The organism is Mesorhizobium sp. ISC15 (genome assembly GCF_037162615.1).
GTDB lineage: Bacteria > Pseudomonadota > Alphaproteobacteria > Rhizobiales > Rhizobiaceae > Mesorhizobium > Mesorhizobium mediterraneum.
The window spans coordinates 2521808-2544539 of the sequence record NZ_JAVSPX010000001.1; the positions used below are offsets into that span (position 1 = coordinate 2521808).

The 22732-nt window shown below is 64.0% G+C and carries 23 protein-coding genes; 8 read left to right on the forward strand and 15 right to left on the reverse strand.

Going from position 1 to position 22732, the window contains the following annotated elements; genetic code table 11:
* Window positions 1-14 precede the first annotated feature (14 nt).
* Genes RPG13_RS12170 through RPG13_RS12190 form a run of 5 tightly spaced genes read right to left on the reverse strand, consistent with a single transcriptional unit; the run spans window position 15 to window position 4753 of the window.
* Window positions 15-1313 (reverse strand): NAD(P)/FAD-dependent oxidoreductase, encoded by a 1299-nt coding sequence (locus RPG13_RS12170; protein WP_337125100.1) that lies wholly within the window; start codon window positions 1311-1313, stop codon window positions 15-17.
* Window positions 1310-2287: a branched-chain amino acid ABC transporter permease gene (locus RPG13_RS12175; protein WP_337127012.1), complete on the reverse strand. Its 978-nt coding sequence runs from the start codon at window positions 2285-2287 to the stop codon at window positions 1310-1312. The genes RPG13_RS12170 and RPG13_RS12175 overlap by 4 nt, the downstream gene beginning before the upstream one ends.
* Window positions 2284-3192, reverse strand: a complete 909-nt coding sequence (locus RPG13_RS12180) for a branched-chain amino acid ABC transporter permease (protein ID WP_292219562.1) — start codon at window positions 3190-3192, stop codon at window positions 2284-2286. The genes RPG13_RS12175 and RPG13_RS12180 overlap by 4 nt, the downstream gene beginning before the upstream one ends.
* A complete protein-coding gene (locus tag RPG13_RS12185) occupies window positions 3189-3956 on the reverse strand; it encodes an ABC transporter ATP-binding protein (RefSeq protein ID WP_337125101.1) in 768 nt (255 codons plus the stop codon). The genes RPG13_RS12180 and RPG13_RS12185 overlap by 4 nt, the downstream gene beginning before the upstream one ends.
* A complete protein-coding gene (locus tag RPG13_RS12190) occupies window positions 3953-4753 on the reverse strand; it encodes an ABC transporter ATP-binding protein (protein ID WP_337125102.1) in 801 nt (266 codons plus the stop codon). Before RPG13_RS12190 ends, RPG13_RS12185 begins: the two co-directional genes overlap by 4 nt.
* A gap of 128 nt (window positions 4754-4881) precedes the next feature.
* Here RPG13_RS12190 and RPG13_RS12195 point away from each other — a divergent pair, with 128 nt between their 5' ends.
* From RPG13_RS12195 to RPG13_RS12220, 6 genes are read left to right on the forward strand one after another with little or no spacing between them, the layout of a single operon-like run.
* On the forward strand, window positions 4882-5619 hold the full coding sequence (locus RPG13_RS12195; RefSeq protein WP_337125103.1) for a GntR family transcriptional regulator: 738 nt from the start codon (window positions 4882-4884) through the stop codon (window positions 5617-5619).
* Window positions 5616-6104 (forward strand): DUF3830 family protein, encoded by a 489-nt coding sequence (locus tag RPG13_RS12200; RefSeq protein ID WP_292219574.1) that lies wholly within the window; start codon window positions 5616-5618, stop codon window positions 6102-6104. Before RPG13_RS12195 ends, RPG13_RS12200 begins: the two co-directional genes overlap by 4 nt.
* Entirely contained in the window at window positions 6105-6464 is a 360-nt protein-coding gene (locus tag RPG13_RS12205; protein WP_095483805.1) for a TIGR04076 family protein, read from the forward strand. It abuts the gene before it with no gap.
* On the forward strand, window positions 6461-7516 hold the full coding sequence (locus RPG13_RS12210; RefSeq protein ID WP_337125104.1) for an aldo/keto reductase: 1056 nt from the start codon (window positions 6461-6463) through the stop codon (window positions 7514-7516). Before RPG13_RS12205 ends, RPG13_RS12210 begins: the two co-directional genes overlap by 4 nt.
* Window positions 7513-7953, forward strand: a complete 441-nt coding sequence (locus tag RPG13_RS12215) for a DUF4440 domain-containing protein (RefSeq protein WP_337125105.1) — start codon at window positions 7513-7515, stop codon at window positions 7951-7953. Before RPG13_RS12210 ends, RPG13_RS12215 begins: the two co-directional genes overlap by 4 nt.
* A 53-nt stretch (window positions 7954-8006) precedes the next feature.
* Complete coding sequence (locus RPG13_RS12220) at window positions 8007-9266, forward strand: ABC transporter substrate-binding protein (RefSeq protein ID WP_292219586.1); 1260 nt, start codon at window positions 8007-8009, stop codon at window positions 9264-9266.
* Between the two features lie 74 nt (window positions 9267-9340).
* On the opposite strand, the gene RPG13_RS12225 is transcribed toward RPG13_RS12220, so the two are convergent.
* Complete coding sequence (locus RPG13_RS12225; protein ID WP_337125106.1) at window positions 9341-9880, reverse strand: Lrp/AsnC family transcriptional regulator; 540 nt, start codon at window positions 9878-9880, stop codon at window positions 9341-9343.
* Window positions 9881-9928: 48 nt separating this feature from the next.
* Between RPG13_RS12225 and RPG13_RS12230 the strand changes: the two genes are divergently transcribed.
* Window positions 9929-11101 (forward strand): MFS transporter, encoded by a 1173-nt coding sequence (locus tag RPG13_RS12230; protein ID WP_337125107.1) that lies wholly within the window; start codon window positions 9929-9931, stop codon window positions 11099-11101.
* 148 nt (window positions 11102-11249) lie between these two features.
* A complete protein-coding gene (locus tag RPG13_RS12235) occupies window positions 11250-11675 on the forward strand; it encodes a GNAT family N-acetyltransferase (protein WP_337125108.1) in 426 nt (141 codons plus the stop codon).
* A 79-nt stretch (window positions 11676-11754) separates the two neighbouring features.
* Here the strand turns inward: RPG13_RS12235 and RPG13_RS12240 are convergent, their stop codons facing one another.
* From RPG13_RS12240 to murA, 9 genes are all read right to left on the reverse strand, one after another.
* Window positions 11755-12870, reverse strand: coding sequence for an anhydro-N-acetylmuramic acid kinase (locus tag RPG13_RS12240; RefSeq protein ID WP_337125109.1), 1116 nt, complete (start codon window positions 12868-12870; stop codon window positions 11755-11757).
* A 7-nt stretch (window positions 12871-12877) separates the two neighbouring features.
* Window positions 12878-13882, reverse strand: a complete 1005-nt coding sequence (locus tag RPG13_RS12245; RefSeq protein WP_292219600.1) for a serine hydrolase domain-containing protein — start codon at window positions 13880-13882, stop codon at window positions 12878-12880.
* A 232-nt stretch (window positions 13883-14114) separates the two neighbouring features.
* Window positions 14115-15860, reverse strand: a complete 1746-nt coding sequence (locus tag RPG13_RS12250; protein WP_337125110.1) for an ABC transporter ATP-binding protein — start codon at window positions 15858-15860, stop codon at window positions 14115-14117.
* Window positions 15857-16696 (reverse strand): ABC transporter permease, encoded by an 840-nt coding sequence (locus RPG13_RS12255; RefSeq protein WP_127203650.1) that lies wholly within the window; start codon window positions 16694-16696, stop codon window positions 15857-15859. Before RPG13_RS12255 ends, RPG13_RS12250 begins: the two co-directional genes overlap by 4 nt.
* Entirely contained in the window at window positions 16696-17655 is a 960-nt protein-coding gene (locus RPG13_RS12260) for an ABC transporter permease (RefSeq protein WP_337125111.1), read from the reverse strand. The genes RPG13_RS12255 and RPG13_RS12260 overlap by 1 nt, the downstream gene beginning before the upstream one ends.
* A 43-nt stretch (window positions 17656-17698) precedes the next feature.
* Window positions 17699-19237, reverse strand: coding sequence for an ABC transporter substrate-binding protein (locus tag RPG13_RS12265; RefSeq protein WP_337125112.1), 1539 nt, complete (start codon window positions 19235-19237; stop codon window positions 17699-17701).
* 113 nt (window positions 19238-19350) lie between these two features.
* Window positions 19351-20274, reverse strand: a complete 924-nt coding sequence (gene murQ / locus RPG13_RS12270; protein ID WP_337125113.1) for an N-acetylmuramic acid 6-phosphate etherase — start codon at window positions 20272-20274, stop codon at window positions 19351-19353.
* A gap of 190 nt (window positions 20275-20464) precedes the next feature.
* A complete protein-coding gene (locus tag RPG13_RS12275) occupies window positions 20465-21355 on the reverse strand; it encodes an N-acetylglucosamine kinase (RefSeq protein ID WP_337125114.1) in 891 nt (296 codons plus the stop codon).
* Window positions 21352-22608, reverse strand: a complete 1257-nt coding sequence (murA, locus tag RPG13_RS12280; protein WP_337125115.1) for a UDP-N-acetylglucosamine 1-carboxyvinyltransferase — start codon at window positions 22606-22608, stop codon at window positions 21352-21354. Before murA ends, RPG13_RS12275 begins: the two co-directional genes overlap by 4 nt.
* Window positions 22609-22732: the final 124 nt, after the last annotated feature.

Here is a 22732-nt window from a genome sequence, read left to right on the forward strand (position 1 = left end):
TTGGGCGACATGCGTTAACCTGCCGCATCCAGCCGGTCGCGCAGCATGCTTAGGGGAAGCAGCATGTTTGGCGCATGCCGCATCAGGCTATGGAGCGGGATCGGCGACGGCGGCGCAAACGGCAGCGGCAAGTCCTGCGGCTTCGCTCCACCAGCCCAATCCGCAAGCACCTTGCCCATGCTTGTCGTCATGGCGATGCCGCGCCCGTTGCAGGCAAAGCCGGCGATCAGGCCGGGTCCGAGATCGACGAGGCGCGGCAGGAAGTCGGGCTCCACCGCAGCTATCCCCGACCAGCTATATTCAAGCGGCGGGATCTCCGGGAGGTCGAGATGCTTTGCCAGCCGCCGCCAGATCGCTCGCGGCACTCGGGCATCGGCGCCCGGACCAAAACTATGCATGCCGCCGGTTATCAGCCTGTTTTCGCCATCGAAGCGGAAGGTGAAAAGATTGCGCCTGGTGTCGCCGACGCCTTGCCCGCCGGGAAGCAGGCGGGTGCGTATTTCGCGCGGCAGCGGAGCCGTCGCGATCTGGAAGATTTTCAGTGGGAAGTAGGTTCGCTCCAGCGTGCGGTCGAGCGGTCCGCCATAGGCGTTGGTGGCAATGAGGACCTTTTCAGCACGCACCGAACCCGATGCCGTCTTCAAGACCCAGCCGTCCCCGATGCGATCGATCGATGTGACGCGCGTATGCTCGAAGATGCGCGCGCCGGCATTTTCCGCCGCGTCGGCCAGTCCGCCCGCATATTCGAGCGGATTGAGGACGCCGCCCGAACGGTCCATCCAGCCGCCGACATAACCGCGAACGCCGGTCAGCTCTTCGACCGCCCGCCTGTCCAGCGCAACAGTCGGTCTTCCGCGCCTCGCCCATTGTTCGGCGCGCGATCTGGTTTTTTCGAGAGCGGCCTGTGAATGGGCCGGTTGTATCCATCCGCTCTGGACTGCGTCGCATTCGATGCCGTGCCGCCTGATCAGGTCGAAGACGAGGTCGGCGCTGCCGGCCGCGAAATCGATGAGGCGTTCGCCACGTTCTGGCCCGAGTTGGGCAATGATATCGTCGGGGTCTCTTTTCGCGAAATTCGGCACCACGAAGCCGGCATTCCTGCCGGTTGCGCCCCAGGCGATGATTTCCGCTTCGAGGACGGCGACCGAGATGCCTTTCCCGGCGCTGTGCAGCGCGGTGGAAAGGCCTGAGAAACCGCCACCGACAATTGCCAGATCGACATCGAGTGCGCCTTCGAGCGCGGGCCGGTCACGGCGATTGCGGCTGACGGCATGCCAAAGGGAAATGCCGTGCGGCCGGATCTCAGCGCTCATGAGCCGCTCTCGCTCGGGGCCACGCGTGCACGCTTGCCGAACCTTGGACGCCGCGGCCTGTCGCCAAACAGGCCGTTCGGCCTGACCAGAAGGATGACGCACAGCATCACGCCGATGGCGACGATCTGCAGCGAGGCTGCGCGCGCCTGTTGTTCCGGCGAGAACAAGACGCTCGTCAAGGCTCCCGATCCGGCCCAAATCGCCCAGACCAGGATGCTGCCGATGACGGCGCCGATATTGCTGCCCGAACCGCCGACAATCAGCATCACCCAGACCTGGAAAGTCAGTGCCGGCAAATAATTGTCCGGCGCGATGAAGCCGGTGAAATGCGCCTGCAGCGCCCCGGCCAGCGCCATGATTGCACCGCCGACGGCAAAGGCCTGGACGCGGTAGAAACGCGCGCTTTTCCCCAGCGATATCGCGGCCCGCTCGTCCTCGCGAAGCGCCTTCAACACGCGCCCCCATGGGCTGCGCGACAGATGCTCCAGCGCGAGATAGACGATCAGCGTCACCACCGAGACGACGGCTAGGTTCGACAGGTTGAACAGCAACGGCGTTTCGGCGAGGCCGCCGAAGGGACGCGGAATGAAGCCGATGCCGAACGGGCCGCCGGTCAGTTTTTGGGCGTTGAGCGCCACCAGCTGCACGACGACGGCGACGCCGAAGGTGGTGATCGCCAGATAGTCCGATCTCAGGCGCAGCGTGGCGATGCCGGTGATCGCGGCGGCGACCCCGCCAACGACCATCGCGCCGAGCCAGCCGACAAGAATCGGCAGGCCGAAGCCGCCGAGGCGCGCGGCATCGTCGGGCGTGGTCAGCAGCGCCGACGTGTAGGCGCCGATGGCGACAAAGCCGGCGACCCCGACATTGAAAAGCCCGGTCAGCCCCCATTGCAGGTTGAGCCCGAGCGTGACGAGCGAAAAGATCAGCGCGGTGGTCAGGAAGAAAGCGCCGTAGCCGAGCAGATCCATCAGCGTTCTCTCACTCCGAAAAGGCCGATGGGCCGCACGAACAGCACGGTCATCAGGATGATGAAGGAGACGGCCGCCCGCCATTCGGCGCCGATCAACTGCACTGCGCCGGCTTCGGCGAGACCAATGATCAAGCCGCCGAGAACGGCGCCAGGCACGCTGCCGATGCCGCCGAGGATGGCGGCCGCGAACATCGGCAGCAGCATGTCGAAACCCATGAATGGGCGGATCTGTATGAGAATGCCGATCATGACGCCGGCGACGCAGGCTAGCGCCCCGCCGACGATCCAGGTGACGCGCACGACCTTGGCGACGTCGATGCCGACAATGCGAGCCAAGGCCGCGTTCTGGCTCAGTGCCTGCATCGAGCGGCCGGTCTGGGTGCGGGTCATCAGGAGATGCACGCCGAGCACCAGAACGGCGGTCAGAAGCAGCAGCGCGATCTGGTCGGGGGTGATGCGAATGCCGAAGCCGACCGGCATGGCGATCTGGATGGCCCGGCTGAAATAGGTCGGACGCGAGGTGAAGATAAATTCGAGCAGGCTTCTCAGCGCCATCGAGGCGCCGAAGCTCGCCATCACCACGATGATTGCCTGGCCCTTGGCCCGCAGCCGCGCGAAAAGCATCAGGTCGAGCAGCAACGCCAGCAGGCCGGTGATCGCCATGCCGATCACCACCGCGGCGATCAGCGGCCAGCCGAAGGAGAGCGGAGCGATCGGCGCGATCTTGCCGAACATCGCGCCGATGGCGCCGACGACGGCGAGCGTCGCATAGGCGCCCCAGGCCATGAAGTCGCCATGCGCAAAGTTCGAGAAGCGCAGGATCGAATAGGTGAGCGTCACGCCGATGGCGCCGAGGCCGATCATCGAACCTGCCAGCAGTCCGTCGACGACAAATTGCAGGTTCATGCCGCGCTTCCTTTGCCGGAGTGCCGGTCTCTTTCAGCATCGAGGCGGCGCTGGCCAAGATAGAGCTCGGCGACGACCGGGTCGTTCCAGAGCTCGGAGGCGACGCCCTCGTGCCGGTCCTTGCCTTCGACCAGAACATAGGCGCGGTCGCCGATGGCAAGCGCTGCCTTGGCGTTCTGTTCGACCAGCAGAATAGTGACGCCGGATTTGCGTATACCGGCCAGCATCTCGAAGACCATCGCCACGAATTTCGGCGACAGGCCGGCCGAAGGCTCGTCGAGCACCAGCACCTTGGGATGGACGATCAGTGCCCGGGCGACGGCCAGCATCTGCCGTTGTCCGCCCGAGAGGTTTCCGGCGGCGGTCCTGCGCTGACGGGCGAGATCGGGGAAGGCCGCATACATTTCCTCGATGCGGGCAGGGGTCTCGCGCGGCTTCAGGATCCCGCAGGCGACCTTCAGATTGTCCTCGACCGACATCAAGGGGAAGATGTTTTCGGTCTGCGGCACGAAGGCAAGGCCGAGGCGGACCATGGTGTGGGCGGGTGCGGCTGTGATATCCTTGCCGTCCAGCAGCACCGTGCCGCCGGTGATCGGGACAAGGCCGGCGATCGCCTTGATCAAGGTCGATTTGCCGGCGCCGTTGGGGCCGAGAACGACGACGATCTCGCCCTTGTCGACGGTGATCGAGGCGCCGCGCACGATCGGAACGCCTGGCTCGTAGCCGGCTTCGAGGTTGCGGACATCGAGAACCGTTTGGCTCATGCCGCGCCTCCGAGATAGGCCTCGATAACGCGTGGATCGCGTGCGACCTCTTCCGCCGTGCCTTCGCAAAGAAGCTGGCCGCTCGCCATGACCAGCACGCGGTGGCAGAGCCGCGTCACCATGTCGATATTGTGCTCGATCAGCAGGAAGGTGATGCCGCTCCTGTTGATGTCGCGGATGCGGTCGATGATGACTTCGAGCAGCGTCGCATTGACGCCGGCCGCCGGCTCGTCGAGCAGGATGATCGCCGGGTCGGCCATCATGACGCGAGCGAGCTCGAGCAGCTTGCGCTGGCCGCCGGAAAGCACGCGCGCCGGTTCATGTGCGAGGCGGGCGAGCGTGACGAGCTCGAGCAATTCGATGGCCCTCGTCTCGGCAGCTCGCTCTTCGGCGGCGACCCGCCGGGGCGTCAGGAAATTGGCGAGCAGCCTTTCTCCGGCCTGCCCCTGCGCGGCCAGCATGACGTTTTCGATCAGCGTCAGGTTTGGCAGCGGCCGGGGGATCTGGAACGTGCGGCCGAGGCCGCGGCCGATGCGGCGATGCGCTGCTTCCCCTGATACGAGCACGCCGTTGAGAAGGATCTCGCCGCTGGTTGGCAGGATGCTGCCGGCCAGCAGGTCGAACATCGTCGTCTTGCCGGCGCCGTTCGGGCCGATGAGGCCGAGTATTTCGCCCGGCTGGACGTCAAACGAGACATTGTTGACCGCGACGAGGCCGCCGAAACGCCTGACGACATTTCTGGCCGTCAGAACCGGCGTAGGGGTCTCCGCCCGCTGTCGTGCGGCTGTGTCACTCATGGAACCCTCTGGCCGAAAGCGATCATCGCCGCCTTCTGGTTTTGATTTGTGATCACACTTGCTTTGATCACGCTATTCGGCTTTAATTTCTTCCGCAAGCCGAAAACGGCCAAAGATCGGGACTGCCCATGCAGAAGGCCGCCATCGAACGGAACAACGAAACGATCGCGGCCCAGCTTACGCCGGTCGGCCGCGAGACCGTGCAGGATCGCGTCTATTCGGAGCTGCGTCGCGCCTTGATCGGCGGCCTTTTCGAGCCGAGCCAGGTTCTGACCATTCGCGGCCTCGCCGAAGCGCTGGTCACCAGCACCATGCCGGTGCGCGAGGCGCTTGGGCGACTGATCACGGAGAAGGCGCTGGAGGCGCTTCCCAACCGCTCCGTGCGCGTGCCGCCGATCACGCTGGAACGTATCGACGATCTCTTGCGCGCCCGCTCCCTGATCGAGGGCGAAGCGATTGCGCTGGCCGCCACCCGCATGAACCCGCGCCAGATTGCTACGGTCGAGGCCATGCTCGGCGAGTGGGACGAGATGCGGGCGCTGAAGCATAAGAAGGATATCGACCGCGAGGCGACGCTCAACCAGAGCTTCCACTTCGAGATCTACCGCTGCTGCGGCTCCGCCGTGCTGATCCCGATGATCGAGAGCCTCTGGCTGCAATCCGGACCCTGCATCCGCGTCGCGATTTACGCCTTTTCGGATGCCGGCGAGGTCGATACCGCCCACTATCACCGCAGCATCGTCGCAGCGCTTGCGAGGCAGGATGCCCAAGCGGCGCGCGAGGCATTGGTGGCCGACATCAGCCGGCCCTTCGCCTTCCTGCGCGACAAGCTCCAATCCGCAAGCAAAGAAGGATTGAGGGCATGACGACGCCTGCCATCAGGATCACTGAGGGACGCTCAAAGCTTTCCGTGACGGCGTTGCTGTTGCCTGAAAAGGCGCCCGACAATGCTGCCTTCCTGCTGGCCTATCTCGAGCAGCCGCGCGTCGTTGCCGGCATCCATGCGATGTGGACGGGGCCGGAGATCTCCTGCCCGGTTCCATCAGCGGATCTTGAGGGCCAAACCTATGCCAGGCCCCTGCCGGCGGAGAATGCAACGCTGACGCCGCAGCCGGGCGACATCGTGCTATCCTACGTGCCGCCCCGCATGTGGGGCGGCAGCCCGAATGCGATTTTCGACATCGGCTTGTTTTACGGACAGGGCGCGCGCCTGCTGTTCCCGATCGGCTGGCTTGCCGGAAGCGTGGTGGCGCAGGTGCGTCCGGAGGAGCGCGACCGCTTCGCCGCCGCCTGCGGCGTGATCCGACGCAACGGCGCCTGCGACATCACCTTCACTCGTGTGGAGACATGAATGGCTGAGGACGACGACAGTTTCGAACTCTTCGATCTTCGTGTCGAGGCGGTCATTCCTGAGGGCAAGCCGATCTATTGCGGTGCCAAGGCGGGTGACTATTTCGAGCTCAAGGGCGAGATGCTGTCGATGCCGGCGGGGCAGGGTTTTTCGATCTATTCGATATCAGCCGTGCTGCCGCTGCTCGCGGCAAAACAGCGCCCGACCCACAAGAACGACTGGATGACATCAGACGCCGAGATCGCCTGCCCCGATCCCAATTGCGCCAGCCGGCTGAGGATCGTCAGGACGGGCAAGCGGCGGTTCAGCCACGCCGAAACCACGGCGGTGCCGCTGCCGAAGGAGAATGACCAGAGATGACCGAAAAGTCCTTCGAGCTCAGCCCCGGCTATACGATCTCACGCGTCATCCGCGGCGGCTGGCAGCTTGCCGGCGGGCATGGCGCGATCGATCGCCAACAGGCGGTGACCGACCTGATCGCCACTTTCGACGCCGGCATCAGGACCTATGATTGCGCCGATATCTATACCGGCGTCGAGGAGCTGATCGGCGCGGCGCGGCTGCGGCTTGCCAATGAGCGCGGCCTCGACGCCGCCGCCAAAATGAAGGTTCACACCAAGCTGGTGCCTGACCTGGAAAGGCTTTCCAATGTCAGCCGCGACTATGTCAGGGGCATCGTCGACCAGTCGCTGCGGCGGCTGAAGACCGAGCGGCTCGATCTTGTGCAGTTCCACTGGTGGGATTATGCGCTGCCCGGCTATGTCGACGCGATGGGCTGGCTCAATGACCTTCGCCTGGAAGGCAAGGTGCGCAATGTCGGCACCACCAATTTCGATACGCCGCATTTGGCCGAGATCCTGGCCGCCGGGGTGCCGCTGGTCAGTCAGCAGCTGCAATACTCCGTGCTCGACCAGCGGCCGGCCAACAGCCTCGCGGCACTCGCCAAGCAAAACGGCGTCAGTTTCCTCTGCTATGGTTCGGTGGCAGGCGGCTTCCTGAGCGAAAAATGGCTTGATGCTGCCGAGCCGCAGACGCCCCTCGAAAACCGGTCGCTGGTCAAATACAAGCTGATCATCGACGACTTCGGCGGCTGGGAGCTTTTCCAGGAGTTGCTTCGCACATTGAAGGCCGTCGCCGACCGCCATGGCGTCGACATCGCCACCATCGCCAGTGCCTGGGTGCTGGAGCAGCCGCAAGTGGCGGCCGTCATCGTCGGCGCCCGCAACCAGGCGCACGCCCTTGCCAACGCCCGGATTATGGACGTCGCGCTCGATGCCGACGACCGGGCGCGGATCGCCGCCGTGATCGCGCAAAGCCGCGGCCCCCTGGGCGATGTCTACATGCTGGAGCGCGACCGTCACGGCCGCCACGGCTCGATCATGCACTACAATTTGAACGCAGGCCGGATATGAGCGCCGCCATGGACGAGAAGTCCTCTCTGCTTTCCCGCGCGAGCGCCGAGGTCGTCGATCTTCACCGCTTTTTCGTCGACTGGTTCGTTGCAGGAAGCGCGGACAGGGCGGATTTCAGCCGCTTCGAACGCGTCATGAACGAAAGTTTCTGTATGGTTGCGCCGGACGGCCAGATCCTCGATCGTGACGCAGTGGTCGACCACGTCAGGGTAAGCCGCGCTACCTGTGATGGCGACTTCACCATTTCGATCGAGAACATCAGGGCCAGCTGGCAGGCCGACGACGCGATTGTCCTCTGCTACGTCGAAACGCAGCAGCGCGCCGGCAAGCACAGCCGCCGTCGCTCGAGTGCCGTTTTCACCACCAGTTCATCGGCGCCCAATGGCGTTGAATGGCGACATCTGCATGAAACCTGGCTGCAGATGCCGGAAGACTGAACAGGCTCAAGACATGAATTGAATCAGTGTCGTGTAACGAAAGGGGAACAACAATGACAAAGACGCTACTTCAGATCACCACCGCGCTGGCTCTGCTGACAGCCGCCGGAGCAGCGCAAGCCGCCGATTGCAAGATCACGGTCGGCCTCGTCATGGAACTGACCGGCCCGGCCGGCGAATACGGCCAGGCCGGCGCCAAGTCGGTCGAAATGGCCTTCCGCGATATCAATGACGCCGGCGGCGTGCGCGGTTGCGACCTCGCCACCGACACGCGCGACAGCCAGAGCCAGGGCAACATCGCGGTCGACGCCGCGACCCAGCTCGTGCAGGTCAAGAAGGTGCCGGTGATCATCGGCGGCATCATCTCCTCGGTGTCGATTCCGATCCTGACCTCTGTCACCGCTCCGGCCAAGATCGTCCAGGTCTCGCCGGCTTCCTCGTCACCGACGCTGACGGCGCTCGGGCGCGACGGCAAGACCAACGGCATCTTCTTCCGCACCATCACCTCGGATGCGCTGCAGGGCGTCGCCGCGGCCAAATATGCCATCGACAAGGGCTTCAAGAAGCTGTCGGTCATCCACGTCAACAACGACTTCGGCGTCAACATGGTGGCGGAGTTCTCGCGCGCCTATAAGGCGCTCGGCGGCACCATCGTCTCCGACACGCCTTACAATGAAAAGCAGTCGAGCTATGCGTCGGAAGTCACGGCGGCGATGGCCGGCGAGCCCGACGGGCTTTATCTCGTCAGCACGCCCGTCGACGGCGCGACCATCGCCCGTACCTGGATTTCGCAGGGCGGTGTCCAGAAGTTCCTGCTCAATGACGGCATGAACAGCCCGGATTTTATCGAATCCGTCGGCGCCGATTACCTGAAGGACGCTTATGGCACTTCCTCGGGTACCAGCCCGACCGCATCGACCGAGTATTTCACCAAGAACTACAAGGAATTTTCGGGGATCGAACCGTCGAACCCGGCGGCCGACCGGTCGTATGATGCCGGCGCCATCGTCGGCTTGGCAATCGCCATTGCCGGCTCCGAGGATCCGGCCAAGATCAAGGACGCGATGTACAAGGCGGTCGATCCGGCCGGCACGCCGATCTATGCCGGCAAGGACGAGTTCGCCAAGGCGCTCGGCCTGATCAAGGATGGCAAGCCGATTCGCTACGAAGGCGTCATCGGCCCGGTCGCCTTCGACAAATACGGCGACATCACCGGCCCGTTCCGCCTCTGGAAGATTGTCGACGGCAAGGTGACGACCGATGGCGAAATGACGACGGATGACGTCAACGCCCTGCAGGCGAAGCTTCAGTAAGGCGCCTATATCTGTCCGGCGTCACCTCATTGAGGTTGATGCCGGACACCACCGTCCCGACTCGCGCGCTCCAGCTAATACAGCGGCTTGGCAATATGCCGGGGCGTCGGCCATTCGGTCGTGATCCCGGGCTGCACTGGCCGCTCCAGATAAGTCGACAAAACCACGTAGCTTCGCGTCGAGGTGACGCCGGGCGTTTCGTAGAGACGCGACAGCAGGCCTTCGAGCGCCCGAGTGTCCTCGGTGCGGACCTTGATCAGCATGCATGTGTCGCCGGCCACCGAATGAATTTCTTCGACTTCGGGGTGCTCGGAGATCGCCATCAGTTCTGGGGTCTTTCCCCAGCCCTTGGTGTCGATGTGCACGAAAGCAAGCAACGGCTTGCGCACCGCCTTGGGATCGATGATCGCCGCGGTGTTGCGGATGGCGCCGCTGCGCCGAAGCCGCTTTACCCGTTCATGGGCTGCCGGCGGCGACAGGCCGACGCGTTCGCCGAGCTCGGCATAGCTGATCGTAGCGTCGTCGACCAGAACGCCTAATATTTTTCGGTCGGTTGCGTCGACATCGCGGGCAGCAGGCCTGTTCTGCGGAATGCCATCTGTTTCTTCATCCATAATGAAATTCCTTATTGATACAGAATTTAATACGGCCATTATCGCCGTATGTCGAACAGTGATCAAGTCGCAACGTTGACGGCAAGGCCGCCTATCCCGGCGCTCGCTTTTCTGCTCACTGGATGCATCGCCGTGATCGGCTCCAACTCGCTGGTTCTCGGTCCGATAGCACCGGCGGTGGCCGCGTCGTTTGCGACGAGCGTGCCGGCCGTCATGATCGCGTCCGCCGCGTTCGGCCTCGGAACATCCGCAAGCGCCTTGTTCCTGGCGCGCTATATCGATCGGCTTGGCGCTCGCCGCATGCTGCAAGGGGCCTTGCTGCTGCTGGCGATAGCGCTTCTCGCCAGCGCCGCCGCGCCGACGGTGACGGCGCTGGTTGCGGCCCAGCTTCTCGCCGGCATCGCCGCCGGTATCGCCATGCCGGCAATCTATGCCAGCGCCGCAGCGATCGCGCCACTTGGCCGCGAAAGCGGGACGATCGGCGTCGTGCTGACCGGATGGACGCTGAGCATGGTAGCCGGCGTTTCGCTATCGGCGGTGCTTGCCGACCTGCTGCATTGGCGCGCCGTTTTTGCGGCGGTCGCGGTCCTTGCGGCGCTCGCGTTGACCGGCCTTACGCTGACGTCGCTGAGCGACGTCAGGAAGAGCGGTCCGGCGCCGACACCGCTCGGCGCTTTGGCCGTTCCCGGCATAGTGCCGCTTCTGGTGGCCTGCGGCGCCTTCATGACCGCCTTTTACGGTGTCTATGGCTATCTCGGCGATCACCTTCACAATGGATTGGGACGGCCGGTCAGTGCCAACGGGTTGGCCGCGCTCGCCTATGGCGCCGGCTTCGGCATGGCGGCATTTCTTGACGGCGTGATCGATCGGCTTGGCGCGCGACGCGTCATGCCGTTCGCCTATCTGCTGGTCGCGGTCGTCTATGTCGCGCTTGCCGCGTCAAGCAGTAGTTTTCATCTGACCATCGCGATTGTGGCGGTCTGGGGCCTTGCCAATCATTTCGGGCTGAACGTCCTGGTGATGCGCCTTTCGGCGCTCGACCCGGCGCGGCGCGGCACGATCATGGGTTTGAACAGCGCGGTGACCTATCTCGCGGTGTTTGTCGGCACCACGGCCTTCGGACCGCTTTATTCCAGCTTTGGCTTTGCGGCATCGGCCGTGGTCGCAGCGTTGCTCATGCTGGTTGCCGCTTCGGCGGCGGCGTGGCATTCGCCGCGGTAGTCGCGGATTATCGCAAGTTGCCGGTTTTGAGCCACGCGGCGCCGGAGCTTGCGCCTCCCTCCTGTCCTTCGATAAATGCAATGAAAGTGCCACAGCGACGCGCGGCGCTGTATACGGATATCCGGCTGCGAGCCCGTCTGGACATGGGATGAACACGACGCTTGAAACCACCGCAGACCCTTCGCCGAGAGAGCTCGCTTTTCTCGGGGAGCGGCTCAGCGCGTTCAACGACAGCGATGTCGGTCCGGCCAACAGGAAGGCGCTCGCGGTGTTCGTGCGCGATGAGCATGGCGCCGTTGTCGCCGGTATCTCGGGATACACCGCCTGGGGCTGGCTCTATGTGCAATGGCTCTGGGTTGATGAGCGCCTGCGCGGCCAGCACATGGCCGGCAATATGCTGGATGCGGCCGAACAGGAAGCCGTCGCGCGCGGCTGTCACGGCGCCCTGATCGACACGTTCAATCCGAAAGCGGCCAAGGCCTATGAGCGTCAGGGATATCGGCCTTTCGGCGTGCTTCCCGATTTTCCCGTCGGCCGCAGCCGCATCTTCCTGCAGAAGAAATTGTTGGCTTGAGTACGGTCGAGCCGAAGCCCGAAGGATTTGGCCCAAACCAGCCCGGCAAAATGACCAACCTGATCTCATCTTGCTCTAGTTAGCCGGCAAGGCGCCCGCCGCGCATCGGCTGTGGCACACCGGTGGTGGTCGGGAAGCTGATCGGCAGGCCCCTGAGCATGCGAACCGCAAGGAAGGCAAAGCACTCCGCCTCGACTGCGTCGCCCTTCCAGCCGAGCGCCTCCGCCGGCACCGCTTCGACGCCGGCGCGGCTGGCAAGCATGGCCATGATCGCCGGATTGTGGCGGCCGCCACCGCTGACCACCAGCCGCGTCGGCCGGCGCGGCAGAAGGTCGAGCGCCTTGCCGACGGCTGCGGCCGTGAATGCCGTCAGAAGTGCTGCGCCATCCTCAGCGTTCATCCCGTCCGCCATGGCCGCGCCGAAATCGAACCGGTCCAGCGATTTTGGATAGGGCTTGGCCAGATAGGGATGCTGCAACAGCTTGACCAGCCGGGCTTCGTCGACGGTGCCCGCGCGGGCCAATGCGCCGTCGCGGTCCATCTCACCCAAACCCTTCGACTTGATGAAATCGTTCAGCGGCGCGTTGGCAGGCCCGGTGTCGAAAGCGACGACATTGTCCTTGCCGTCCCACCAGGTGATGTTGGCAACGCCGCCGAGATTGAGCACAGCCGTGTCGCCGCTGGTATCGGCATCGCGCAAAAGCGCCGCGTGATAGGCGGCGGACAGCGGCGCGCCTTGCCCGCCGGCGCGCATATCGGCCGAGCGGAAATCATAGGCCACCTTGGTACCCAGAATGGCATACATCAAAGCGCCATCGCCGAGCTGGCGGGTCTGGCCGAGCCGGCCGACTTGCGGGGCGCGATGCAGCACCGTCTGGCCATGGAAGCCGACGATCCCAATATCGGCCATCGTCAGACCGTAGCTTTCGACCAGGTCCTTGACCGCCGCGGACTGGGCGCGCGTCAGCGCCTCTTCGGCCTCGCGAAAAATCGCCGGTTCCGGTCCGGTGAAATTCCACACCCTGGCCTGATCTAGCGTCTCCTCCAGCAGGGTCCGGATCGACCTGGGGTAGGGCGCCAGCGTGTAGGTGCCGAAATCCGCGATCCGCTCGCCGTCGGTCTTGATCAGCGCAACATCGATATTGCCGTCAAGGACGGTGCCGGTCATCAGACCGACGGCCCAGATTGGTTCCATAACTATCCTAGGCTCCGTTGACGAGATCGCCGATCGATTGGCGAAGCGCTGCGATCCCGCTGTTGAAATGACGTGTCGGATGGATCCGGTTGGTGAGCAAGGTCCATGCCTTGCCTTTGTCGAAGTCGATCCACAGGCCGGTGCCGGTAAAGCCGGTATGCCCGATCGTCCCAGGGCTGCACAGCCGGCCGCCGGACCAGCCTTCATAGGGTCGCTCCCAGCCATGGGTGCGCGTCGGAGAGAGCGGCATGCGCATCAGCGCGATCGAACGCTCGGATGCGCCGGTCCCGTCCAGCAACCCTTGTGCAAAGTCGAGGATAGACGCCGCCGTTCCGAACAGCCCGGCATGACCCGCACCTTGCAGCGCCGAGCAATTGTCGTCGTGGACCTCGCCGCAGAGCACGCGATGACGCCAGGTGCAGTCTTCCGTAGCCGCCGAGGCATCCGGCTCGGCGGAGAACGCAAAGCCCGGGCCGGGGTCCATGTCGCGGATGGCCTTTCCCGACACGCGCTCCAGGGCAAAGCCGAGCAGGATGAAGTTGATATCGGAATAGACCGGTTCCCCGGCCTGCCATTCGCGCTGCAGGACGAAGGCGCGCAACAGCTCGGGGTCGCGCCCGTAGGTGTAGATTGGCGCGACGGCGGGAAACTGTGTCTGATGACCGAGGCACTGGCGAAACGTCACCTTCCGCTCCCAGGCCTTTTCATCATACTGGCGAATATCTGATAGAACCGAGATCAGCGGTGCATCGAGATCGATAACGCCGTCTTCGGCCAGCGCCAGGATGCGCGGCGTGGTGAAGATGATTTTGGTCAACGAGGCGAGATCGAACCAGGTTTCGACATGCATCGGCCGCACCTTCGGCACGATTTGAGCCGAGCCGATTGCCCGGACGAAGCGGTCGCCATGCCGATCGACCATGCCGAGCACGCCGCCGGGAATGCGTGAGGCAGCCACCGCCGCTTCGAGAGGGGCGAAGGCGCGGTCGAAGAAGTGGGCGAGGTCGGTCAATGCCAGCCTCCGCTCGAAACTTGGCGCTTTACGACACCCCCCTCTGTCCTGCCGGACATCTCCCCCTCAAGGGGGGAGATTGGCAGTTTTGGCGCCGCCGTCCATTTCTTTCCGCGTTGAAAATTGGCGAAACCGAAGGCGATATCCAATCTCCCCCCTTGAGGGGGAGATGTCCGGCAGGACAGAGGGGGGCGCTGTCCCGCTGCGTCTGGATAATTTTGGGCGACATGCATCACGCTTCCACCCTCGCTCTGTGATCCGGCCCGAACTCATCCCACCTCGCCGGCTCCGGTTCAAATCCCAGCGGCCGCACAAGCGAGGGGACCTGGCGCGTGTCCAGTTCGAAATGCTCGCGCCGCCGGTCGATGGTGGGAACCGCCGCAATGAGCTTCTTCGTGTAGGAATGCTTCGGCTCCGACAACACCGATGTGGCGTCGCCGATCTCGACGATCTGGCCGGCATAGATGACCGCGATGCGGTGGGCGATCCGCTCGACGACAGCCATGTCATGCGAAATGAACAGATAGGCCAGCCCGAACTCGCGCTGCAGGTCGACCAACAGCTCCAGAACCCTGGCCTGCACCGAGACATCGAGCGCGGAGACCGCTTCGTCCAGGACGACGACGGAAGGATTGAGCATCAGCGCGCGGGCGATGCACAGTCTTTGCCGTTGGCCGCCCGAGAATTCGTGCGGGTATCGTTCAAGACTACTTTCCGGCAGGCCGACGCGCTTCAGCAGCGCGGCCATTTTCTCCCGCGTCTGCGCGTTCACACGGCCGGTGGCGATCACCGGTTCCGCCAGAATGCTGGCGATGCTGAGCCTGGGATTGAGCGAAGCGTAGGGGTTCTGGAACACCATCTGCACTGGCAGGGCGCTCTGCTCGGCGGCAGCCTTCCGCGCGCCGGCCGAGAATGTGCCGCGCGTCGACCGCACAAGCCCCAGGATCGCGCGCGCGGTGGTGGATTTGCCGGAGCCGCTCTCGCCGACGATGGCCAGTGTCTCGCCGGGCATCAGGTCGAAATCGACGCCGTCGACCGCATGCACGGCGCCGCTGGCGCGGCCGAAGAAACCTGATTTGACCGGAAACCGCACCACCAAGCCGTCGACCTTCAGCGCGGGTTCGGTGCCTTTGTCCTGTTCGCGTCGCCCGTCCGAGCGCGTCGCGTGACCGCTGGCGAAATGCGGCACGGCGTGCAGCAGATGCTGCGTGTAGGGGTGCTGCGGATGGTCGAGTATCTGGTTCAACTCGCCCTGCTCGACGGCCTCGCCGCCCTGCATCACCATGATCTTGTCGGCGATGCCGGCGACCAGGCCGATGTCGTGCGTGATGAAGATCATCGACATGCCGGTTTCCCGCTTGAGCTCGGCGAGCAGCGCCATGATCTGCGCCTGCACCGTCACGTCAAGCGCCGTCGTCGGCTCGTCGGCTATGAGCAGGCGCGGATTGCAGGCGAGCGCCATGGCGATCATCACGCGCTGCAGCATCCCGCCCGACAGCTGGTTCGGCGTGTATTCCAGCCGCCGCGCCGCATCCGGAATGCGCACGCGATCGAGCGCATCCTTCGCTGCAGCCGTAGCCTGCCGGCCGGTCAGGCCGCGATGCAGGCGAAACGATTCCTCGATCTGCGTGCCGATGGTCAGCACCGGATTGAGCGAGGTCATCGGCTCCTGGAAAATCATGCCGATCTCGGCGCCGCGGATCTTTGTCAGTTGCGGCTCGGTCGCCGTCAACAGGTCGAAGACGCTGTTGTCGGCCCGTCTCAGCTTGATCGAGCCGCCGGTGATGCGGCCGCCGCCATAGTCGACGAGACGGTTGATCGACAGAGCGGTGACCGACTTGCCCGAGCCGCTTTCGCCGACAATTGCCAGTGTCTCGCCGTCGGCGAGGTCGAAACTGACGCCGCGAACGACCTCATTGGCTTGCGGCTTGCGGCCGAAGCCGACGCGCAGGTCGGTGACGGACAGAAGCGGGATCACGCGATCGACCTCCGCATCTTCGGATCGAGGATATCGCGCAAGGCATCGCCAAGCAGGTTGAAGCCCAGGATGCTGACCATGATGGCGAGCCCCGGGAAGATCATCAGCCAGGGGGCTGTTTCCATGAGGTTGCGGCTGTCGCTCAGCATCAGTCCGAGCGACGCGGCGGGCGGCTGTGTGCCAAGGCCGAGGAAGCTCAAGCCGGCCTCCGTCAACAATGCCCAGGCCAGCGCCAGGGTAACCTGGACGGTCAACGGCGCCACCAGGTTGAGCAGCAGATGCCGGGTCAGGATGTAGCTTGAACTGGAGCCGAAAGTGCGCGCGGCGTCGACGAATTCACGCGCCTTGAGCGACAGCGCAGGGCCGCGCACGACGCGCGTGAAAATCGGCGTGTAGACGATGGCGATGGCAACGATGCTGGTCCATGTTCCCGGCCCTGCAACCGTGACGATCAGCAGCGCCAGAAGGATCGCCGGGAACGCCAGCAGCACGTCCATGATGCGCATCAGCAGGCCGTCCCAGCGGCGTCCGAACCACGCTGCCGCGAGCCCGAGAACGGTGCCGGCGAGCGTTGCGAAAGCGACCGAGAAGAACGCCACCGTGAAGGATTGGCCGATCCCGGTCATTAGCCGGCTTGCCACATCGCGGCCGAACAGGTCCGTGCCCATCCAGTAGGCGCTGTCGGGCGCATGCAGCCGGTCGACGCGATACTGCATCAGCGGATTGTGCGGCGTCAGTCCCAGCATTCCGAGGATCGCAAGCAGCAGATAGAGCGCGACGATCGCGCCGCCGATCCGGCCGCTGGTATGCGCGAAGATGGCGCGCAGAATACGCATCAGCGCTCCCCCAGCCGGATGCGCGGATCGAGCGCGACATAGGCGAGGTCGACCAGGAGGTTGACGATCATGAAGTTGAAGGCGATGAACAGGACGCTTCCCTGCACCAGCGCATAGTCGCGCTGCAGGATCGCATCCAGGACCATGCGTCCGAGACCCGGCAGCGCGTAGATCTGCTCGACGATGACGGCGCCGCCCAGGAGGTAGCCGAACTCGATGCCGCTCAGCGTGACGACTGGGATCAGCGCATTCGGCAGGGCGTGGCGCCAGATGACGCTGCGGTTGGAGGCGCCCTTGCTGCGGGCCGTCCTGACATAGTCGTCGCTCAGCACGTCGAGCATGGCCGACCGCGAAATGCGGGTTACCGAGGCCGCGAAGGCAAATCCAAGCGTCACCGCGGGCAGCAGCAGCTGGCCCAGATTGCGCAGCGGATCCTGCCACAGGGGCGAAAACGCGCCCATTGCCGGCAGCACGCCAAAGCCGGCGGACAGAGTGTAGATGATCAGTAGGGCAAGAACGAAATTCGGCGTCGACTGACCGATCATAGCGACCACGCGCACGCCGAGATCGGATAGCTTCTCATTGTGGGTGGCGGCGAAAACCCCCGCCGGCATGCCGACCATAAGCGCGATGATCATCGCCAGCAGCGCCAGCTCGAGCGTGAGCGGGAAGCGCTCAAGGATAACGTCGAGCACCGGCTTGCCATAGGTGACCGAGATGCCCAGATTGCCGTGCAAGAGACCGAGCAGCCAGCGCCAGTACTGGATGAACCAGGGCTGATCGATGCCGAAATAGGCTGCAAGCGCATCACGCTGCGCGGGCGTAAGGAGGCCGGCTTCGGTCCCCAGCATCGCCGTGATCGAGTCGCCCGGAACCATCCGGATCGCCACGAAAACGAGAACGGACACGCCAATCAGGACGAGAGGAAACGTCGCCAGCCGTCGCATCAGATAGTTCACGCGAAGAATACCTCTCGGGCGATAGGTCCGAAGCCGGAAATGGTTACTGCTGGAGCGTCACCTTGGCGAGGCTGAACAGCGATCCGGTCGGCACCGGCACGAATCCCCCGACATTCTTCTGCTGGGCCGTATAGCTGTACGAGGTGTAGAGCCAGATCCAGGGCGACATCTCGGTGATATGTTTCTCGAAATCGCCAAAGATCACCTTGCGTGCCGCCGGGTCGGTCTCGGTGCGGCCCTTCTGCATCAGTCCGTCGAGCGTGTCGTCGATATAGTTCGCCACCTTCTGCAGATTTCCGGCCTTGGTCCAGTAGCGATTGTACATCGTGTAGGGATCGGCCCTGCCGCCGTTCAAGGCGATGGCCATGTCGAAGTCGCCCTTCAGCCAGGCATCGACATAGACATTGAGCTCCATCATCTTGATGTCGAGCTTGACGCCGATTTCGGCGAGCTGCGACTGGATGACCTGGGCTTCGGCTGTCGCCGTCGGCGGCTCGCCGGTGGCGCCGATCACGCTCGCCGAAAAGCCGTCGGCATAGCCGGCCTCGGCCATCAGTTTCTTGGCCTTCTCGACGTCGCGCGTGTAGCAGAACAATTGGTTTGGATCGGTCGCCAGAGCAGGGATCGTCAGCGGACCGGTGATCTTGCCTTCGCCAAGCGAGGCGGTGTCCAGCACCTCCTGCCGATCGATCGCGCAAGAGATGGCTTGACGCACCTTGAGCTCGGTCATCGGCTTGCGTGACGGATTGAGCTGCAGCACGTGATAGGCAAGAACCGGCACGCGGTTCAATTGCAGGCTGGCTTCCTTTGGAACCAGCGTGGCGACAAGCGGGTCGTTGAGCAGCGCGAAATCGATCTGCTTGGTACGCAGCGCCGCCAGGATCGCCGTCTCGTCCGGAAGCACCGAGATGTCGATGCCGTCGACGCCGGTCGCGCCACCGGCCCAGTCCTTGTTGGCCACAAGCACTTCCTTGGAATTCGGATCCCATTTCTCGAGCTTGAACGGACCCGAGCCGATCGTCGTCGTGCCGATCGAGCCGGCGGCGATTTCGCTGGCAGGGACAATGGCTGCGTTGATGTCGCTCATCGCCGTCAGAATCGGAACATCCGGCTGCGACAGGTGAAACACGACGGTGGCCGAATCTGGCGTATCGATGCTGGCGATCGAAAGGAAGTTGGCGCGGGCGGCTGCACTTGTCTTCTCGTCGAGTATCCGTTCGAACGATGCCTTTACATCGGCCGACGTCACCGCCGCGCCGTTCTGGAATTTTGCTTTCGGATTGAGCTTGAAGGTCAGCTCCTTGCCGTCCGCCGAGAACTGCCAGGAATCGGCGATGGCCGGAGTGATTTGCAGGCTGGCGTCGAGCCGCACCAGCGGTTCGTAGATCAGTTCCAGCAGCCGCAGTGATGAAAAGGCGGTCTGCTTGTGCGGATCAAGCCCGGTGGCGTCCTGTGACCAGGCCATACGCAACGTCGCCGCATCCGCCTGCGCCGGGACTGCCGCAATGCCGAGCATCGCCGCCAAGGCAATGCCAGGTAGCGTCATGCCGGAAAGCAGTTTCTTGGTAAGGTGCTGTACCATCGTCGTCTCCCATTATGATCGAACTCGATGCCTTGCAGTTCCGCGGACCGCTTCAAAGGGACACGCGTCCCCAGAATGTCGGCCCAGTCTATCGGCCCAGTATCCATGCGGCTTCACACCGTCTTTTCGCCTGTCGCCTTTCGCAGGAACCCCCCGGCATTGCCAAGCGCCTCGCGCGCCTCTTCGACGCCCATGCCGGTGATCCTAACCAGTATCGCCAGCTTGACGTCATTGCCGGTCTGGTCGAGTGCTTGTCGTGCCTGTTGCGCCGCGCAACCGGTCGTCTGCATGACGATCCGGACGGCCCTGGCGACGAGCTTCTTGTTGCTGGGGTTAAGGTCCACCATCAGGTTCTGATAGCTCTTGCCGATGCGGATCATGCTGGCGGTCGTCAGCATGTTGAGGACGAGCTTTTGCGCCGTTCCCGACTTCAGCCGGGTCGAGCCGCTGAGAACCTCGGGGCCGACAAGCGGAGAGATGGCGATGTCGGCAAGGCCGGCGATGATCGATTTGGCATTGCAGGAGAGCGCCACGGTCGTCGCTCCCACCTGCCTTGCATAGGTCAAGCCGCCGATGACATAGGGCGTGCGCCCGCTGACCGCGATGCCGACCACCACATCGTCGGCGGTGAGATTGATCTCCTGCAGAGCCTTCATGCCCTGTTTTGGATCATCCTCCGCGCCCTCGGCGGACCGCACCAGCGCATCGGGACCGCCTGCGATCAGGCCCACCACCATGCTCTCGGGCACGCCGAAGGTGGGCGGACACTCCGAAGCGTCGAGGACCCCCAGCCGGCCGCTCGTGCCGGCACCCATATAGACAAGCCGCGCACCTTTCTGGAACGCACCCACGATCCGGTCTACGGCGGCGGCGATTTCCGGGATGACCTTTTCGACGGCGGCCGGAACGCCTCTGTCCTCATCATTGATCTTGCGCAGGATATCGATGGTCGGCAGCAGGTCGATATCCATCGTCTTCGGGTTCCGATCCTCGGAAACCAACCGCTCCAGCTCCGACATCAACCCTTGTTCGCTCATCCGCTTGCTTTCAAAGTTCTTGCCGCCAGCAAGTACTAATGTGATGCCGCGCCAAGCGTCGACCAGTGCCAGTGGTTGGCATTGGCTTCGTGTCGGCTGTCCCGGTTTCTGCTTGTTAACTTTCTAGAATTGATTATTCGCAGTGTCAACGGATAGTGGAATATAATATTCCATTCCTTGTGTTGGGACGCTATCGGTCGCCGAGGGACTTTTTGGCCAGGATGATGGCCCCTGAAACCGCGTCGCCATCGGCGGGTTTCAGACGCCGGCGGACGTCGGGAGAAAGCCACGGCTCGAGCGGGCTGGACAACCCTCCAAGCAACGTCACCCGTGGCGCGCCTTTTTCGAAAAGCACCCGCACGAAAGTATCGACTTGCTCGGCCGCACCTTGCACGATGCGTCGTCCGACCGAATCTCCCTGGTCGGCGTGGCGGATCACCATGGGTGCGAAGGCCGCATAGTCTGTCGCTGTGGCGCGGTCCATCCAGGCGACCACCTCGATCGGGTCGTCCTTGAAACGCTGCATGACCTCCGCCAGCAGCGCCGTGCGCTCGTGCCGGCCATCGTGGGCGCGCAAGGCGAGCTGCACGGCCTTCAGTCCAAGATCGGCGCCGCTTCCCTCGTCGGAGATCGGAAAACCGTAGCCGCCGACGCGCAGCTCGCGCCCGTCGACAAAACCGATGCCGATCGAGCCGGTGCCGGCAATGACGATGGCGCCGTCCTGGCCCGAATGCGCGCCAAGGCAGGCACCGACGCCGTCGCTGACGAAGTCGATGCTGGCAAAGGGATGTGCGATCGCACGAAACGCCTCCAGCGCACCCTTGCGCCCGATGCCGGCAAGGCCAATGCCCGCGTGGATGCGGGCGATTTCAGCCGCCTCGAAACCCGCCTCCTCGATCGCCGCGTCAAACGCTTTGGCAACGGAGGCCCAGGCCGCGTCGATGCCGAGCCGCGTTGTTGCCGGGCCCGACAAGCCCTGCCCCAGCACCGTTCCCGCTTCGTCTTCGATGCGGGCGCGGCAGCCGGTTCCGCCGCCGTCGACGCCCAGGAAATAATGCGCAGACGCCGCGCTGGCACTCATCCGCTTATCCGCTCAATCTGGGCGCCGCACAGGCGGAGCTTGCGGTCCAGCTGCTCATAGCCACGGTCGAGGTGGTAGACGCGGTTGATGACTGTCTCGCCTTCGCAGATCAGCGCCGCCAGCACCAGCGAGACGGAAGCGCGCAGATCGGTGGCCATCACCTGCGCGCCTTTCAGCTTCTCGCCTCCGCGCACCAGCGCCATGGTCCCTTGCAGCTTGATGTTGGCGCCGAGCCGCATCAGCTCAGGCACATGCATGAAGCGGTTCTCGAAGATCGTCTCGCGCAACAGCGCCGCGCCGTCGGCACAGCACATCAATGCCATGAACTGGGCCTGGAGATCGGTCGGAAAGCCTGGATAGGGTTCCGTCGTGACGTCGACTGCCCTCAGCGGCCCGTCCCTCGACACGATCAGTCCGCGGTCGCCGGGCCAGATTTTCACGCCGGTGGCCTCGAGCAGCTGCACCACCGATGCCATGTGCTCGAGCCGCGCATGGGTCAGCTCGAGCTGGCCGCCGGTGATGGCCGCGGCAATCGCGTAGGTGCCGGCCTCGATCCGGTCCGGGATGATGTCGTGCGTGGCAGCACGCCAGTTGCTGCTGCCCTCGATCAGGATGCGGTGCGTGCCGGCGCCTTCGATCCGGGCGCCCATGGCGTTCAGGCAGGCGGCGAGATCCGCCACCTCCGGTTCGCGCGCCGCATTGAGGATTTCGGTCTCGCCCTTCGCCGCGGTCGCGGCCATCATGGCGGTTTCGGTCGCTCCGACCGACGGCGAGCTCAAAACGATGCGCGCGCCTCTCAACCCGCTCGGTGCTGAAGCGACGATCAGCCCGTTCTCGATGGCAATGTTGGCGCCAAGGGCGGCGAGCGCCGCGACATGCATGTCGACCGGCCGTGCGCCGATCGCGCATCCGCCGGGCAGCGAAACCCTGGCATGGCCGAAGCGGGTAAGCAACGGGCCAAGAACAAGCACCGTCGCGCGCATGCGCCTGACCGTGTCGTAGGACGTCTCCTTCGAGAGGGCAGCACTTGTGTCGATGGTGGCGGCATGGGCCGATCTGGTGATCTCGGCGCCGTGCAGTCTCACCACGCCAAGCATATTTTCCACATCGGTCACATCAGGCAGGTTCGTCAGCTCCAGCGGATAGGGGCTGAGCAGTGCTGCCGCTATCTGCGGCAAAGCTGCGTTCTTCGCGCCGGAGATGGTCACCGCGCCTTGCAGCCTTTGCCCGCCGACGATCCGCAATTTGTCCATGGCTCTGGAACCTGACCTGAGATCTATGCGAGCTTACGCGCTTGCGGGGAGTCTTTCATGCCCGAATCTGGGCTGGTCGCATCGGCTCGAGAGTCGATGGATCATTCCTGGCTGTCAATCGTGG